The 16,932-nt window shown below is 59.1% G+C and carries 13 protein-coding genes; 7 read left to right on the top strand and 6 right to left on the bottom strand.

Going from position 1 to position 16,932, the window contains the following annotated elements; all coding sequences use genetic code 11:
* Positions 1-78: 78 nt before the first annotated feature.
* The 6 genes from KYT97_RS23895 to KYT97_RS23870 all read left to right on the top strand — a co-directional run bounded on the left by KYT97_RS23895 (position 79) and on the right by KYT97_RS23870 (position 4,325).
* Positions 79-759, top strand: coding sequence for an ABC transporter permease (locus KYT97_RS23895; RefSeq protein ID WP_219110822.1), 681 nt, complete (start codon positions 79-81; stop codon positions 757-759).
* An 86-nt stretch (positions 760-845) separates the two neighbouring features.
* Complete coding sequence (locus KYT97_RS23890) at positions 846-1,718, top strand: TIGR03619 family F420-dependent LLM class oxidoreductase (RefSeq protein WP_219110821.1); 873 nt, start codon at positions 846-848, stop codon at positions 1,716-1,718.
* 42 nt (positions 1,719-1,760) lie between these two features.
* A complete protein-coding gene (locus KYT97_RS23885; protein WP_219110820.1) occupies positions 1,761-2,189 on the top strand; it encodes a hypothetical protein in 429 nt (142 codons plus the stop codon).
* Between the two features lie 50 nt (positions 2,190-2,239).
* On the top strand, positions 2,240-2,683 hold the full coding sequence (locus KYT97_RS23880; RefSeq protein ID WP_219110819.1) for a cupin domain-containing protein: 444 nt from the start codon (positions 2,240-2,242) through the stop codon (positions 2,681-2,683).
* Positions 2,668-3,747 carry an ABC transporter substrate-binding protein gene (locus KYT97_RS23875; RefSeq protein WP_219110818.1) on the top strand — a complete coding sequence of 360 codons (1,080 nt, stop codon included), beginning with the start codon at positions 2,668-2,670 and terminating at the stop codon, positions 3,745-3,747. The genes KYT97_RS23880 and KYT97_RS23875 overlap by 16 nt, the downstream gene beginning before the upstream one ends.
* Complete coding sequence (locus KYT97_RS23870) at positions 3,744-4,325, top strand: nuclear transport factor 2 family protein (protein ID WP_219110817.1); 582 nt, start codon at positions 3,744-3,746, stop codon at positions 4,323-4,325. The genes KYT97_RS23875 and KYT97_RS23870 overlap by 4 nt, the downstream gene beginning before the upstream one ends.
* A 1,283-nt stretch (positions 4,326-5,608) precedes the next feature.
* On the opposite strand, the gene KYT97_RS23865 is transcribed toward KYT97_RS23870, so the two are convergent.
* The 4 genes from KYT97_RS23865 to KYT97_RS23850 form a co-directional block, all read right to left on the bottom strand.
* A complete protein-coding gene (locus tag KYT97_RS23865) occupies positions 5,609-8,884 on the bottom strand; it encodes a protein kinase domain-containing protein (RefSeq protein WP_219110816.1) in 3,276 nt (1,091 codons plus the stop codon).
* Positions 8,885-9,671: 787 nt separating this feature from the next.
* A complete protein-coding gene (locus KYT97_RS23860) occupies positions 9,672-10,454 on the bottom strand; it encodes an SDR family NAD(P)-dependent oxidoreductase (protein WP_219110815.1) in 783 nt (260 codons plus the stop codon).
* 280 nt (positions 10,455-10,734) lie between these two features.
* Positions 10,735-12,375 carry a flavin-containing monooxygenase gene (locus tag KYT97_RS23855; protein WP_219110814.1) on the bottom strand — a complete coding sequence of 547 codons (1,641 nt, stop codon included), beginning with the start codon at positions 12,373-12,375 and terminating at the stop codon, positions 10,735-10,737.
* A 28-nt stretch (positions 12,376-12,403) separates the two neighbouring features.
* On the bottom strand, positions 12,404-13,348 hold the full coding sequence (locus KYT97_RS23850; RefSeq protein WP_245005913.1) for an alpha/beta hydrolase: 945 nt from the start codon (positions 13,346-13,348) through the stop codon (positions 12,404-12,406).
* A 262-nt stretch (positions 13,349-13,610) separates the two neighbouring features.
* Between KYT97_RS23850 and KYT97_RS23845 the strand changes: the two genes are divergently transcribed.
* Positions 13,611-14,330 (top strand): SDR family NAD(P)-dependent oxidoreductase, encoded by a 720-nt coding sequence (locus KYT97_RS23845; protein WP_219110812.1) that lies wholly within the window; start codon positions 13,611-13,613, stop codon positions 14,328-14,330.
* 7 nt (positions 14,331-14,337) lie between these two features.
* Here KYT97_RS23845 and KYT97_RS23840 read toward each other — a convergent pair whose 3' ends face one another.
* Both KYT97_RS23840 and KYT97_RS23835 read right to left on the bottom strand, forming a co-directional pair.
* Complete coding sequence (locus KYT97_RS23840; RefSeq protein ID WP_219110811.1) at positions 14,338-16,077, bottom strand: sigma-54-dependent Fis family transcriptional regulator; 1,740 nt, start codon at positions 16,075-16,077, stop codon at positions 14,338-14,340.
* A gap of 78 nt (positions 16,078-16,155) precedes the next feature.
* A complete protein-coding gene (locus KYT97_RS23835; protein WP_219110810.1) occupies positions 16,156-16,851 on the bottom strand; it encodes a GntR family transcriptional regulator in 696 nt (231 codons plus the stop codon).
* Positions 16,852-16,932: the final 81 nt, after the last annotated feature.

Here is a 16,932-nt window from a genome sequence, read left to right as displayed (position 1 = left end):
CGGAAGTGGTTCTGGCATAGTATCCTTCGACTCTTAGACCGATATTGGCTTGTCAGTTTCCTGATCGGTCTTTGGTGGATGTGGCTGATAGTCAACAACTTTGTCGGCGTCATTGCGCCGTCACCACTGAATGTACTCGAGTACATCGTCCGCCACCCTTGGGAGCTAATTGAGTTCGCATCTCCGACTGTGTTCCGCGCCATTTCCGGACTGCTCATCGGTACCGCGGTGGGATTACTTCTCGCGGTGGGTGCATGGTGGTCGCGAGTGACCGCTGGCGCGATCGCTCCCGCAACATTTGTCGCAAGGTCTGTACCTATGGTGGCGCTAATCCCAATCGTTGCGCGGATAGCTGGCTATGGTGGACCCGCGGTAATTGTCGCCTGCGCAATTGTCACGACGGTTCCCGTCTTCGTCTTCACGCTGGCTGCGTTCCAGCAACCCCGCGGGATGACACACGATCTGTTCGATACGTTAGGCGCACGGCGGCGAACCTTGATGACCCGCCTATTGCTACCCGAAGCGGTGATCTCGATCCTCGCCGCGACACGAACTACAGCTCCCATGGCCATCGTTGCCACGATGCTCGCTGAGTACCTGATCGGCCAAGACGGTTTGGGGGTCTCGTTCGGTCTCGCCATCGCCTACGGGGAAGTCCTCAAAGGATGGTCACTGGCGGTAGTTGCGACGGGGATATCGATAGCCGCGTTCTCACTCTCGAAGCACCTCGAAGCATGGGGACGGAATCGCACCACGTAGATCACCAGAACACACAACGGCAAACAACAGACCAGCTATCGAAAGCAAGGAGCACCAGGGTGCGGTTCGGATGCAACATCCCAAACGTGGCGTCTGCCGGGGACGCACTATTCCTCGCGCAGACAATGAGTGAAGCAGAGACGTTGGGGGCCGATTCTCTCTGGATCGGCGACCACGTAGTGCTGTCCGCGACAGACAAGTCGCGATACCCCTATGACGCGGAGGGCATCGCCCGCTGGAGTCTGAACTCCCAATGGCTGGAGCCGCTCACAACGCTGGCGGCAGTTGCCGTCTGCACCACACGGGCAACCATTGGAACAAATGTCCTGGTGCTGACCCAACGGCACCCTGTCTTGGCAGCCAAGATTGCGGCAACTGTGGACTTCCTCTCGGGAGGGCGCCTCCGGCTGGGGGTTGGAGCAGGTTGGCAGACCAGCGAAATCGAAGCGCTCGGTTGGACTTTCGAGGACCGAGGTCGTCGCCTCAACGAGGCCATCGACGTGCTTCGCGCCTGTTGGCAAGGCGACGTCCCTGCCTTGTCTGGAGCAGTCTTCGATCTTCCCGAAGGGTTGCGTTGCTATCCCCGACCGGTGGCGGGAACAATTCCAGTCCTTATCGGGGGCATGTCGAACGCGGCACAGCGACGTGCCCTGGCACGTGGCGACGGTTGGATCGCGTTGGCCCGGCCAGAGCAATTGGCCACTGTGTCTCGGACAGCGTGGTCGGCGCTTGATCCAGAGGCACCGACGAGACACGGGTTCGAACGTCTCCTCTCGATCGGCGCCTCTGGCGATGTGAACATTGCGACGGTGCGACGCGCATACGAACTCGGCTTCGACGAACTCATCGTCATGCTCGATTGGACGTCACCGGAGCACGCAAAAGAAGAACTCGAACGGGTCCGCGCACTCGTGACCGAGGTCAGCGACTCCTCCACGATCTCTTCACTCATCCTGTGAAAACCATGACACCAGCCATTAAAAAGAAATGAGAGTACCAAAATGACCGTTACCATTCTCTCCCGTTCGACCGACGACATGGCGCGATGGAGATACGGAAACAGTGACACCGATGTCGCAAAGCTGTTCCACTTCTCTTCGGACACCTACTCAGTGTTCGGCGGAATCTTCACCGTCTGTACGGCCCCGGGCGAGTGCCTTGTCGCTTCGAATATCAACGGAGACGAACTGAAAGTAGTCATTCAAGGAACTTTGGTCATTCGGGAAATTGACACCAACCGTACATGGACGCTCAATCCTGGTGAGTCATTCACCGCCCGTCGCGGTGATTCCGTCTCTTATGCTTCGGAGACAGGCGCAACGGTGCTGTGGACAGCAACTGCCCCTGGAGAGCCCCACGACAACGCACCTTTCGGAGACGAAGGCCTCACCGGACGTCCTCTCAGTAGCCCCTCGTGGTCCGAACTTTAGACCATTCAACTTGTTAAATACCCGCACTCACGGAACCTCGGAGAAATGCAATGACAGTAACAGTTACACCGATTGATTCGGCAATATTCGAGAAATGGTCTTACGGATCATCTGACAGCAATCTCAATATGAGATTCTTTGAAAGCGAAGAGGGATCCTCACTACCACTTTTCGGCGGCGTATTCGTTGTCCACACTCCGTCTGGGGCGCCCCTCACCCCGAGTGAGAGCAAACGCGACGAAGTTAAATATCTCATTTCAGGAACTCTTACGCTCATCGACCTGAAAAACGACGACTCGGTCACTCTTAATGCCGGAACTGCATTCGGAATTTCAGCCGGGAGCCACCTTCAGTATCTGTCGCCGGACGGTGCGGTAGTCCTCTTCGCCATGGCAGGCAAACCGGACAACCCGCCATTTTTCAATGTCGATACCGTCTCGACGCCCAAGTCCACGAATATCACCTTGCAGGAGACACCGTGGTCGACCAAATGACCGACGCCCTAGTGAACCGGCGCTCCATTCTTGCAGGGATTGGACTGGGAAGTGTCAGTCTCGCATTGGCTGCGTGCGCGCCAGGGGGAACGCGAGCGTCCAACTCCGCCTTGAGCGGCGACACCGTTCGCGTCGCGTTCGGGTACTTCCTCAATGCACAGTTCGCGGGCTATTACATCGCAGACGCAAAGGGTTACTATGCAACTGAAGGTCTCGATGTCGAATTCATTCCAGGTGGCCCCAGCTCACCATCTCCAGAGGCCTTAGTCGCCGCAGGCCGCGCCGATATCGGCGTGCAGGCATCCCTCGGGAACCTGACCACATCGATCACTCAAGGTAACGACCTCGTAGCTTTTGCAGCGGATTTCCAGCGTTCACCCATCGGTTTGCTCTCGCTGGCAAAAAATCCAATTACATCGGCTGAAGCGATGTCAAAGTCGCGCATACTTACCCAGGTGAATATGCGTCCAACCCTCGACGCAGTGTGCCGAGTCAATAATGTGAGCTCGGACTATCAGCTGGTCGCGAGCGGCGTAGATCCGGAACCGCTAGCAAAAGGCGAAGGTGACTGTCTGACTTGTTTCGTAACTAACCAGCCAGTTGTGTTAGAGCAAAAGTTCGGTCTCCAACGCGGCTCAGGCTACGAAGTGACTACCTTCGCAGATATGGGCCTACCTGCCTACGCCGATATCGTGTTCGCTAAAAGCGATTCGATACGAAACCAAAGAGACAAGATCGTGCGATTTATGCGCGCAACGGTCAAAGGCTGGCAAGACAACGTCAGCGATCCACAGTATGGGGCACAGTTAACAGTGGACCAGTACGGCAAAAGTCTGGGCCTCGATTCAACCTCGACGAACCGCTCCAACGAACTCGGCGTCGACCTGGCACAGTCCGACTACACCGTCGCAAATGGGCTCATGCGAATCGACCCCGACCTCTTCACCGGTCAGATGTGGGAAGCGCTACGACTTGGAGGCTACTCCGAACTGCCCGACCCGAACCAAATTCTGGACACCACAATCCTCAAAGACGTCTTCGCCGAAAAGGTCGTAATTGAATGAACACAATCGCACTCTCTCAGAACACCCTCACCGCCGACGACCGCGACCAGATCAGGCAGCTAATAGCCCTGTACAGCGCCGCTCTCGACAGCTTCGACATCGACACCTTCAGCGACTGTTTCTCCGAGGACGCGGTCTTTGAGCCCTTCGGGCCACCCGGTGGACCCCTACCTACCCCACGCCGAGGCCGAGGCGAACTCGCAGACATCGTCCACAGCTTTCGAGCTTCGGCGGATGCGGGATGGAGCGTACGGCATATGACTTACAACATACTTGTCGAAGGTGCAGGCGACGAAGCCCGTGCAACGTGCGACTACCTTGCAGTCCGAGCGACATCCACCGTGTTTCCCGCGGTGACTAACGAACGACCTGCTCACATTTTCGCGTCCGGGAAGTACTTCGACGAGTTCCGTCGACTCGAAGGCGACTGGAAGTTCACCGTCCGACGAATCCGGAACGATCCGCAACCACACCCCTACGATCGCTGGACCGGAGAAGCTCTCGGCACCAGGACTGCCACCGCACGAAACGCAGATCTAGAGTTGAATGCGAATGAAACTCCTCCCCCAAAGCGATAATCGTTGATCTCCTCGAGACCGGAGTTCCGGTTCATCGGAGGTCGCACCCCGATGTGTTGAGTGGTCGTCGTCAGCGTTTTCCCGAGCGGCTCGCACATATTTCGACAGCGGCGCGTTAGCTGAGGTACAACGGGCCAGGGCAGAACGCGGTCTGGATACCGCGCCCATCAGTCCGAGGGACGCTTTAGCCGGAAATCACAGGAGGCCGCAGCCCAGGTGTGATAGCCCTAGCTTCACTACCGACTCAGCCGTCCAAACCAGTAATCCGATCTCAGCCAACTGCAATTAATACCCGCTGCGGTCGTTCGGGCAACCGATAGTTGAATCTCCGCTCGCGAAACAACCGGCGCGTCGACATATGATGTTGTGCTGGTTTGCTTATCTACTCACCGTCCTTGGTTAGTATGAATAGGTGGTTGTCAATGAAACCACCTATTCATACTGCTTCCCAGCACAACAAGTCCACCATCTCAGAAAAGGCACTTCCAGGAAGGGTCCCAGAAGGTCGTCGACGACTCCGCTGTTGTTCGACGAAAACCACATCGTTTCTGAGCGGGGCTGGTCCCCGTGATGAGGTTAGCCGAGTAGCCAGACTTACTTTCCGACCAGATCGCGATCAGCGCCACGAAGATCACGGCGACGCGGTAAATCCCGCACCGGAATTAGCGACACCGATCGGCGGGACGTGCGCAGCGCGGACAGCATCGACGACCTTACCTACTTCATACGGTGGCACAAAGAGGCTGTTCAGCAACGTCCACGTACCCTCGACAATCGGAATACTGCTGCACGAGTCCACCTTCGGGCAGGATCGTCAACTCGGATCACTGCGTGACACATCGTCTCACTTGCCTCCCGAGCTGATATTCCCATTGGCTCACCGATCATGCGTTCATCGACATCGATTCCCGATCGGCATTCGTATGCCCGCGAGGCGACGCTTCGGCGCAAGATCGTCGACATCCAAGCCCGATTTTTGCCCCAACAAAAACCGATCCTACGATCAACTACTCACTGACGGTGGTCCGATACATGGCTTCGGTTGTGGGCCAATGTGATCGGACACAGTCCACCATCCATTTCTTGAAACTTGATCAAATCACCGATAACGACCTGATACCGTTCGATCGTGGGGAGCTGCGTAGACCGGCGATCGCACCTTGCCTGGCAACAGCTCATGTTTCGACTTTTTCGAATCGACTTTCAGGGCTCCTCGGCAGGTTCGGGCTGAGTCACGGAAAATCCGGCAGGTCTCCCTCGTTGACAGATCAGTGAAAGGGACATTATCGGGAACCGGATTGACGCCTGATTGCCATCCAAGCTGCGACTTGTGCGCGTGAGGTGAAGCCGAGTTTTGTGAGGATGTGCTCGACATGTCCACCGACGGTGCGGAGTGAGATAACCAATTTTCCGGCGATTGCCTTGTTGGTCAACCCTTCCGAAACCAATTCGGCCACTTCGTATTCTCGCTTGGTCAACCCTGCCAGCTGTTTACTGCCTGTGGATTGTGTTTCACGCATTTCATTCAATGCGTAGGCAGATGCCGAAGCGAGATCACACCACGACGCGCGCTTGTGTATGGCTTCGACCGTGGAGGGGCTCAGTGCTGACATGACTGCTCGCGCACAGGCATCGTGGTACGGGAGCAGCGAGGGAAACGCAACAGTTGTACTACCAGCTTGTTGGACAAGCGATTTCGCAGACGCCATCAGAGTTGCGGCCCGAGCCGGGTCCCCCTCATCACATACCACCCATGCCATCGACTCCATACAGAGTGCAGCTTCAAACGGATCGTCGCGCAGCCTTGCCAACTTCAAGCCCTGAATCAGAGCCTGGTCTGCACCCTCGGGATCGCCCAGTCTCCACAAGGCAAACCCGATACCGCGAAGGGCATATGACTGGTACACCTCTTCACCATGAGTTTCGGTGATTGACCTAGCCTTCTCAAAGTGCGCTTCGGCACTGACGAAGTCGTCCGCCAAGGCGTACGCCCACCCCAGCTTCACCAGGACCTCGAATTGAGCACTGGTGTCATGCAAGTCCCCGAAGACCTGAAGCGCTTTTTCCAAAAGCCTTTGGGCCTTTGTGGATTCGCCTGTGAAAAGCGACAAGAATCCTTCTGCGTGAAGCGCATACCCGTGGATCGCCGGCTCCTGGGTCCCTACGTCAAGCGATCTCGCCCGTGCAACAAGGGATCGTGCGGTTTCCAGATCTCCTTGCAGTGAAGCCAGGGTGGTATCTGCACACAACGCTGCCAGGAGATCTTCTCGCTGACACTCAGACTCATTCGCCGACAGCAATGCACGGTCAAGCCAGTACCGTCCCTCGGTGAGCATTCCACGAGCCAACCAAAACCGAAACAGCGCATTCACCACCCGGAGAGTAGAGATATCGCCAGGATCTGTCAGACCGTATGAAAGGGAACATCTGATGTTGACAAGTTCGCGCGCCAAGCGATTGTGGGAATCTCGCTGCTGGCCGGCGATCCAAGCTGAGTTCGCGTCAATTGCGAGCCTGGCATACCAATCTCGGTGACGCCGATACCAGAGCGGTTTTTCTCCGCTACCTTCGAGCCGTTCGAGCCCGTAGGTTCGAATCGTGTCAAGCATGCGGAAGCGGACGACTTGGCCAACGTCTTCTTTGAGAAGGATCGATTTGTCGACTAGCGACGAAATTACATCGAGTACCTCGGCTGGGTTCAATTGTCCTTCCAGCGCGTCTTCTGCAGTGTCCAGTCCGAAACTGCCTGCGAAAACAGACATGCGTGCCCACGTCTGTTGCTCTTGTTCACTGCAGAGATCGTGGCTCCAGTCAATCGCTGAGCGCAACGTCTGTTGGCGTTCAGGAGCTCCACGCCGTCCTCGCGTCAGCAACGCGTAACGATGTGGGAGTCTCTCGAGGATCTGATCGACAGACATAGAATTAGACCTGGCTGCGGCAAGTTCGATCGCCAAAGGTAAGCCGTCGAGTTCGGTACAGATTCGCGCCACTGTCTCATACTGCTCAGTAGTCACTTCGAGTCCGGAAACCGCTGATGCTCTTTCGATAAAGAGCGAAACAGCATCATATTTCGGCACGACGCCGCCGGTACCACCGCTCTCGACATCTGGAACCGGAAGCGGGAGAACCTGCTGGATTGCTTCGCCATCCACTCCGATTGCTTCGCGACTAGTAGCGAGTATCCGCAGCTCCGGGCACCGTCGCAACAATGTGTCAACTAGCACCGCAACGGCGTGGAGCAAGTGCTCACAATTGTCGAGGATAAGCAATGTCCGACTCGAGTTCAGTCGATTCAGCAACGCATCCACGGGCGTTTGCGTGGGCTGAGTGCGCAGCTTCAGCGTTTCAGCAACGATTTCGGAGACTAACGAACCATCCCGTAGTTCGGATAGATCGACCATCCACACCCCGTCCGGAAACCCCGAGCGAACCTTCTGCCCAATGCGTAATGCCAACCGTGTCTTACCGACGCCTCCCACACCTGTCAATGTCACCAATCTCGCATGGCCAAGTAAGTTCCTTGTCTCGCCAACCTCCTTGCGGCGGTCAACAAAGCTGTTCAGCTCGGACGGCAAGTTACCTTCGATGGTGGCCGGTGAGCTTCTTTGTTCGCCGGGCTGGATGGGACGTCTGGCAACGCCTGTCAGAGCACGTTCCCTGCCTGCGAAGAGCGCTATCTCGTCTACTGGAAATCCGTGCCGAGCTTGTAGTCGCTGAAGCTGTTCACCAAATAGCAGGGCCGATGGCCTTTCACTTCGGGAACGCGACATTGCAGTCTGGACGACAGTACTGACATCTGCTGGGATTCCACTGTTTCGTGGATCGGGTGCCGGCTGCGAAAGAACACGCTTGACCTGGTCAGCGAGTGTTTCGCCTGAGCGCCTTTCGTATGCTGCCCGACCTGTCAGCGCACAGAAGACGGTTGCGGCAAGTCCGTACACATCGGATTCGGGGGTGGGCATCACGCCGCTGAACAGTTCCGGGGCAAGGAATGCAGGCGAACCGACAACCGCTCCGACTTCGCCGTCGGAGTGCCCAGCGATGCGAGCGATACCAAAGTCTGCGAGTACGGGCTCACCGTAGTCGCTCACCAATACATTGGCCGGCTTAATGTCGCAATGAACAATACCGATGCGGTGGGCAGTTCCAACCGCACTCGCGAGTTTGATACCAATCCGAAGGGAGTCTTCAAGGCTGAGGAGCCCGCGCTCGCGGATGAGTGCATCCAATGAGCCACATGCGAAGTAGGGCATCACGATAAATGCCCGACCAGACCTCGTTCTGCTCAAATCGAAGATGTCCACGATGTTCGGGTGACCTGTAAGTCGACCCATCGCGAGCTGCTCGCTCAGAGCAGGATGAAATCCAGTTTCATCCCCGAACGTCAGCACCTTCACAGCAACAACTCGGCCTAGGTCCGGCTGACGGCAGCGAAAGACAGTACCGAATCCCCCACGACCGATCTCGGTGACATCCTCGAATCCGTGGGCGACCAATTCGATTGCAGCCGAAGTGCCGCCAACATCCCGCTGAGTGCGGCAGTAGTCTTCGTCTCCCATATGAACCACAAACCCCGTACAACCCAATGTCCCAAAAGCACTCCCAGCATATTCCCAAAAGCACGCAGGATCGATGCTGGCGCGTGCCATCACTCACCCGGAGGATTCCTCGACACAGTTGATCTATCAGCTTGCAGTACTTCATCAGGTTTCTACCGGCAGATTTTCCGACCCCAGAGAACGGTCAGCGATCGCGAATACGGCCAGGCCTGTGAGGCCTGCTGTCCACGTCGGATTTCCGATCCAGCATCCTGAGATCGCAGCGACGGCGTCAACGATCACACGATCGTCCTCTGCACGCTGACCAACCGTGCACGATCTATCGCCCACAACTCGGCGCGTGACCGCTGTATCGGCGCCGACATCTGCCGAAACTGACTACGCAGAACCCCCCTACGATCAGCGAAGGAAGCCGGTATCGCTCCGTCCCTTCATGCCTCTGTCCTAGCGGTGTCGCGCTGGAGTCGAGGGTGGGTACAGATGCGGTACCGGCGAATTTGGCCCTCAGCAGGCGTTCGACGACCTTGTCGACGTGCCCGGGGATCACACCGCTTGACGACACCGTGCCCCAACAGTTGTTCCGGGCCGCCGCAGACGTCTACAAAAGCAATTCGCTGGCGATCGCATCGCGTTGGCCGTTGGCCGTTGAGCAGTGGGTCCGCGTCCCGAGCACATCACTACCGCGCCGAGCCACCACCTGCCGTCGACATTGCACCACTCCATCCGCCGTCATCGCCTGCGAGTCCGACCGCATGACGACACAAGACGCTAATCAGCACGCTGCTAGCTAGGCGGCGGCCCACCCGCCATCAATGATGAGTAGTTGCCCTGTCATGTACTCGGATGCGTCAGAAGCGAGGAATACGGCCGGTGCGCCAAGCTGCTCGGGTGTTCCGAATTCTCCCATCGGGATTCGTGCCAACAGCGATGCTCTCTTCTGCTCGTCCGCGAAGAGATCCTTCGTCATCTCGGTTTCCACGTAGCCGGGTGAAACAGCATTGAACCGGAGACCGCTGCCTGACCACTCACGACTCAGCGCGCGAACGACGCCCATCAAACCTGATTTGGCGGCGTTGTACGCCACCAAATCGGGCAGTCCCAGCACCGAGGTTAGTGAGGCCACGAACACATGACTTCCTGATGTCTGCCGCTCGAGCTGTCGTCGCCCGATTTCCTGACTGAGCAGAAATGGGGAGGTGAGATTCACCGCCAGCACGTGTTCCCACTCCTCCAAGGGAAATGTGGTCGCCGCCTCCCGATGCTGGGCTCCAGCCGCATGGCAAACAATGTCGATTGGCCCACCCTCCTCAGCCCGATCGACAAAATCGCTGATACTCGAATGCTCACTGAGGTCGGCAGCAATGACAGCAGCCGACCTGCCCATCCATTCGATTTCACCGGCAGTGATGTTGAGCGCGTCGACTGAACGTGAGGTCAGGACGACATCGGCGCCAGCGCCCGCCAACGCTTTAGCAATGGCTTTGCCGATTCCGCGGCCGGCGCCAGTGACAAGCGCTTTGCGACCACGTAGACAAAAACTGCTCTGGGGTTCAGAGCTCGAGTCACTCACAGAATTCCTTTCGAAGCTTGGGCGGCGTACAGAGCTGTTGACTGTCCGTACGTGGGAAACTTCTCGACTGCAACCACACACTGTCGGACTCGAATGTGTGGAAGGATCCCGATCTGATTCCTCCACTTGCCATGCAGGACCGAAATATTGGACGTCGGCAGTGTGCGCGTGCCTTGTTCACCGCAGCCGGTGGTGTCCACAAACGACACCGGCTGCGGTGGACAATATGGTCGGCCCGTGGCGAACATCGTCGACGTCGCGTCCGGATTCCGTTGCAGGACTAGTGGGTGAGCGCGCCCTTGTCGGCGAGGAATGAGGTGTAGCCGTCTGCTTCAGCCTGACGGCAGTACTGCTGGTATACGTGCCCGCCACCCATGTAGACCTGGAATTCCTCCGGCTTGCCAGGGACGTTGTCGCCCAGGAACCAGGCCTTGGCTTTCTTTCCCTCGCTGTACATCACGGTTGCCTTGCCCGTTCGCTCGGTCTCTTCGACCCACCAGCTTTCCGACTCAGGCGTGGCCTCGAAACGTTCGACGCCATTCTCCGCGGCCCAGACCAAGGCGCGCTGCAACCATTGCGCACCGAGCTGGATCGGGACGACGAGGTTCGAGTAGGGCGTCTGCGGCCCAAGGGACATGAAGAAGTTGGGGAACCCGTGCGCGCTGATCCCCAGATTGGATCGAAGTCCTTCGTCAACCCACTTGTCGCGCAGGGTGACTCCGTTCCTGCCGACAATGTCGATGTTGGTCAGCGTTCCGGTCATGGCGTCAAACCCGGTCGCGAAGATAAGCACATCGATCTCGTACTCGGTGTCGCCGACGATTACACCCTTTTCGGTAATCGCGGAGATCGGAGTGCCCGCCACGTCGATCAGATGAACGTGATCGAGATTGAACGCAGCATAGTAGCCGTGGCCGGTCGGAACCCGCTTACCGTTGAACGAGTAGTTCTTCGGCGACAACAGGTCGGCGGTCGCAGGATCCTTGACGATCTCGCGGATTTTCGAGCGGATGAACTCGGATGCCAGTTCGCTCGATTCATGGTTGCTGGCAAGATCGTTAAAGCATTCGTTGGCGAAGTGGAAGCCGCCCTGGTTCCACTTGCTCTCGAAGATCTCGCGGCGGGTCTCGTCGTCGACCTCCAGCGCACTGTATTGCGCCGGTTCCATCGCCACCCCGAACGGATGGTTGGCAGCCTTCTCGTAGATCTCGTCGTAGTGTTCCCGGAGGTACGCCATGTCGTCCGCGGTCACGGCCTCGTTCGAGGTTTCGACGACGTAGTTCGGGGTGCGCTGGAACACGAAGAACTCCGCCACTTCGGGCGCGATCCTCGGAACGATCTGGATGCCCGACGCACCGAGGCCGATCAACCCGACGCGCTTGCCCTTCAAGTCGACACCGTCCTTCGGCCAGTGCGATGAGTGGTACTTCTCGCCGGCGAAGGTGTCCAGTCCCGCGATGTCCGGATAGATGGCCTGCGACAACACGCCCATCCCACTGACCAGATATTTGGTCGTGATTTCGCGGCCGTCGGCGAACCTCACCATCCAGGTGTTTGCGGTGTCGTCGTATACGGCCGACTCCACCCACGTGTTCAGTTGAATGTCCTTGCGCAGATCGAGCCGATCCGCGACGAAGTTGAGGTAGTCGAGAACCTCGCCCCCGGAGGGGTAGCGCTCGGTCCAGGTCCATTCCTCGCGCACCTCTTTCGAGAACGAGAACGAGTAGTAGCTGTACTCACTGTCGGTACGCACTCCGGGGTACCGATTGACCCACCATGTTCCGCCGATACCGGCTTCACCGTCGACGACCAGTGTGCGGAGACCGATCTCGCGCAGGTGGTGCAGCAGTGCGAGACCGGAGAATCCAGCACCGATCACGACGGCATCGTAATCGCGGGAGGGGGTTAAAGAATTGCTCATGTCGAACGTGGTCCTTTCGGGTTTCTGCTCAGGCGATGGTGTGTGTCGTGCTCTCGGCTGCGTCCACTGCACGGCCGGCGCGGTACCAGGTCGCGATGGCGGCGACGGCATCGTCGGCCGCTTCGTGAAGACCCGCCTGAAGCGGGAAGACGTGCTGTTCGCCCGACGCACTGTCAAAGGTGACGTCCGCTCCGGCCGCGACGGCACGTTCGTGCAGCCGCGTCGCGTCGGCGTACAGGGATTCGGAATCAGACGCGGTGATATACAGCCGCGGGAACCCCGTGAAGTCGGCGTACAGCGGATTGACCAGCGGATCGGTCGGTCTGGCGCCACCCGCGAGGTACCGGTCGATGTTGCCCTGCAAACCTTCTCGGGTGATCAGGAAATCGGTGTCGTCGTTCGTCACGAGAGTGGCGCCCGAGTTCTCCATGTCTAGCCACGGAGAGATCGTCACCACCTGGCCGGGGTGAGGCCGGTCCTGCGCCAGCAGGCGGAGCGTCGTCGCGACGCTCAAGCTGGCTCCCGCACTATCGCCGACGAATGTGATGTCGCGCGGCGAGATCCCCTCGGCGAGCAACGCCTCGAAGACGGCAGTCACGTCGTCGAGCTGCGCCGGGTACGGGTGTTCCGGCGCACGTCGGAAATCCGCGACGAAAGCGCGGGCACCGCAGGCCCTGGCCAAGTGACCTGCCAACTTACGGTGGCTAGCCGATGATCCGAGCGCGAAACCGCCGCCGTGCAGCACAAGCAGCACCTCGCGCGGGTCGGCGTCGAGCGGCTCGACGGAGATCCCAGGAACACCACCGAACTCCGTGGAGCGGTAGGTCACGCCCTCCGGTTCCGTGGTCACCCGCTGCCAGTCTTCGAAGACCCACCGCATCAGCTGCAGTGACATCTCAGGATTGGCTTCGAACTCCGTTGTCCATTCGGCGTAAATGCGCCCCAGTGGGTCTGTTGGTCGATTTATCGGCATTGCAAGCTCCTGTGCGGTCATCGATAAACGCGCCGAGAGCCTGATTCCTCACCGGTGACGTCCATCACGACCACGAGGATGCCGCCCCTGGCATCACGCTTTTCGGGAGTGTCGCATTATGAGTCACCGCGATCTCATCACGACTCATCCCGCACATGGCCCGTTCGCGTCCATGACGCTGAGACCCGGCCCACTGTGGCACCCGTCACTCCAGCTATCTCAGGAGGGCCGACACCACCATGAGAGGAATCATTCAGCCGTCATGAACCGCCTGCAAGGAAAAGTCGCCATCATCACCGGTGCCGGCCAAGGCATAGGTCGAGCGATAGCGGATGGGTTCGCCCGCGAAGGGGCGATCACTATCGCCACCGGCCGCAGCATGTCCGATACAAGTTCCGAACAGACATTCAGCCGCAGACTCGACGTGGCATGCGAGGAGGACTGGGCCTGCGTGGTCGACGAGGCCATCCGCACACACGGACGAATCGACGTTCTGGTCAACAACGCCGGCATCATCGCGTACGAGGCGCTCCACGAACTAACCAGGGACGCATGGGAAGAGGTAGTCGCTACCAACCAGACAGGAACGTGGTTGGGCATGCGTGCTGTCGTCCCTCACATGATCGAGCAAGGCGGCGGGTCGATCGTCAATGTCTCGTCAATCTGGGGGTCGGCCGCAGTCGCGGGCGCCCACGCTTACCACGCAACGAAAGGCGCTGTGCGTAACATGTCCAAGAGCGCCGCGATTAGCTACGCGGAGAACAACATCCGAGTGAACTCGGTACACCCAGGGTTCGTCGAAACTCCTTTGACGGAAGCGCAAGCCGCGCCGGTCAACGAGTTCGTCCTTTCACGCACACCGATGGGCCGTGCAGGCACGCCCGAGGAGATCGCACACGGTGTGGTGTTCCTGGCCTCGGATGAGTCGAGCTTCATGACCGGCTCCGAACTCGTCATCGACGGCGGCTACCTGGCCCAGTGACCTCCGGTCACGCGCCGAGTCGATACGCCTTCATCTTCCGGTAGACAGTGGCACGCGACAGCCCCAGGATCTGCGCCGCCTTGGAGCGGTTCCCGCCTGCTTCTTCGAGCGCGTGGCGCAAGGCATCGAGTTCGGCACGCTCGATCATCGTGAGAGCCCGGCCGCCCTGAACAGCGGCAGGTAAATCCGCAACGCGTACCACTCCCCGCTTTCCAGCGCGGTGCAGCTTCTCTGCGGCGGACCTCAACTCCGAGACGTTCCCCGGCCACGAGTACGCAGTCATCACCTCCAAAGCTTCCGCGGACAATTGCATGCCAGCACCCAATGTCAACTTTTCGACGAACTGCTGCCAGAGCGGACCGATGTCGGCAGACCTGTCGCGAAGTGGCGGCAGCCAAACATGGTCGACTTCGAGTTTGCCTGCCACAGTCTCGGTGTCGATAGGTGACTCGGCAGCCAGGGTCAGCAGGACTGCGGTCTGGCGCGCCTCCGACTGAAGCAGGGCGCGTAGCCCGGTCAGGAGCGGGCCGTCCAGCGCGTCGATTCCACGGATCACCACCGGTGTCGTGCCACTGATGAGCCCTGCCACCCGTTGGAGCCACGCCGCGGTGCCCACAGTGAGATGCTCAGCCGCGTCCACGACCGTTCTGGGCATCGGTGCACCAGGTGTGAATTGCCTGCCCATCACCGCGGAAGTCTTCCCAGTCCCCGATTCTCCCCCCACCACGACGGGAGTCCCCTTGAGTACATGCTGGTTGATGCGCTGCACGACCGTAGCCCACGAACGTGAGCCGCCCGCCAACCGGAATTCAATGTGGGTGACGCCGCCGGCGCTGTACGACCGTCGGCGTTCGAGGACGACGACTGAACCCGCCCCACTCCCGAGGGCAGTGACATGAGCGTCGAACTGACCTACCGAGAGCTCGACTGGTATCCGAGCGGTATGTCGGTGCCCGGAGTCCCCGGAACGCTGCCGAAGGATTCCGATGTCCGTGGGCGCCAGCGTCGCTGCTGTCACACTCTGCATCACGATGTTTTGCGGGCCGAAGGCGACGACGGGCTGCAGATGGACACGCGACGCTTCCAGAAACGCGTCAAGCAACACTCGAGCCGCGGGTTGCTGCACATCGAGCGCGTGCTGTTCCAACTGAACGGCGACCGAATGGACCAGCGGCTTCAGCAGGTGCGTATTCGCCGCGGCGCCGGTGGAAATGGTAATGACAGCAAGCAGATTCCCGGTAATCGGATGACGGACTGGAGCGCCCGTACAACTGGCCTGTTGGTAAAACTCCGCGAAGTGCTCGGCCCCCGAAATCTGAGTCACCCGGCCCGTGGCGGCTGCGGTGCCGAGTCCGTTAGTCCCCACAGAGTCTTCCGAGAGCACTGCACCACGGACCGTGCCAAGCCGATCGAGATGCTCCGCTGCCGTCCTGTCCTGGAACCAGCGCCTCAGCACGCGGCCGTGGGCGTCGGCGAGAACCAGACCAAGGTCGGTGTCCGCCAACCCCTCCGATACGCGCGCCAGAGGTGCCGCGAACATCGTCACCAGTTCCTCGTCGAGGTATTCGTCGCCGACATGCGGAACCGACGAGACCGCCGTGGGTGTGCCCAGAGCCTGTCTGGAACGTTGCCAGGACTCGAGGACATCCGCTCTGACTACGCCCGTCACAGACGGCGCAGAGAAGAACGCCTCACGGACCTGCGCGAGGCGCCTGCGGTCGAAATCCGAATCAAGAGTTGAGCTCACGTACATCTCCATGGGGTCTGACAGTCGCGAATGTGACGCAAAACCACATCTCCGTAATACCGTATGACAGAACTCAGGCTACGTGGTCGGCTCCATTGCCTCGGACAGCCGACCGGTGTACGCGACGACTGCGAGCTCACCTGCCAGCTGGATGTGGCTCTCGCATGCCGCCCGCGCGGCACCCGGATCTCGCCGCTCCGCCGCCGCGACAACAATTCCGCGGAGCTCGCGCATCGACTCCTTGACCCGGTCGTCGTCGAGAAACGCTGCGCGGCGAAACATCGCGATCCGGCTGTGAATCCCTGACAAGGACACTGCAAGAACCTCATTGCCCGCTCCTGCGAGCAATAACTCGTAGAAGCGATGCTTGCTGATCTCCCGGGACTCGACTGAGCCTTGCAGGTACGTCTCCTCCATGTCCACGATGTGCCCCAACAGGGCGATGGCCTGCGCATCACTCGCGTTCACCGCGAACAATTCCCCGGCAAGCCCTTCGAGCGCGCGCCGCACCTGGTAGATGGCCTCGATGTCATCCTCGGACAACACCGTTACGATCGGCCCGCGATTCGGGAGAACGTTGATCAAATGCTCACTCTCGAGCTGGCGAAGAGACTCACGGATCACAGTGCGGGACACGCCGTACTGCTCACACAGTGTGTTCTCGCGGAGCCTTTGCCCCGGCACCAAAGTGCCGTCGAGTATCTGATCACGCATTGCATGCAGAACCTGTTGCCGCAGCGGGGCTGCATGGTGCTCGATGTTGACGGTCCTCACGAGTGGTCCCTTTCATCACTGTCTCAAATCGATTCAGTCCGGGCGGACCCGCATCGGACAGTCCTACCGTAATACGAGATC

This window comes from Rhodococcus globerulus (assembly GCF_019334125.1).
Lineage (GTDB): Bacteria > Actinomycetota > Actinomycetes > Mycobacteriales > Mycobacteriaceae > Rhodococcus_F > Rhodococcus_F globerula.
Note: the sequence above shows the minus strand (reverse complement) of the source record. Positions and strands in the feature narration are given on the sequence as shown.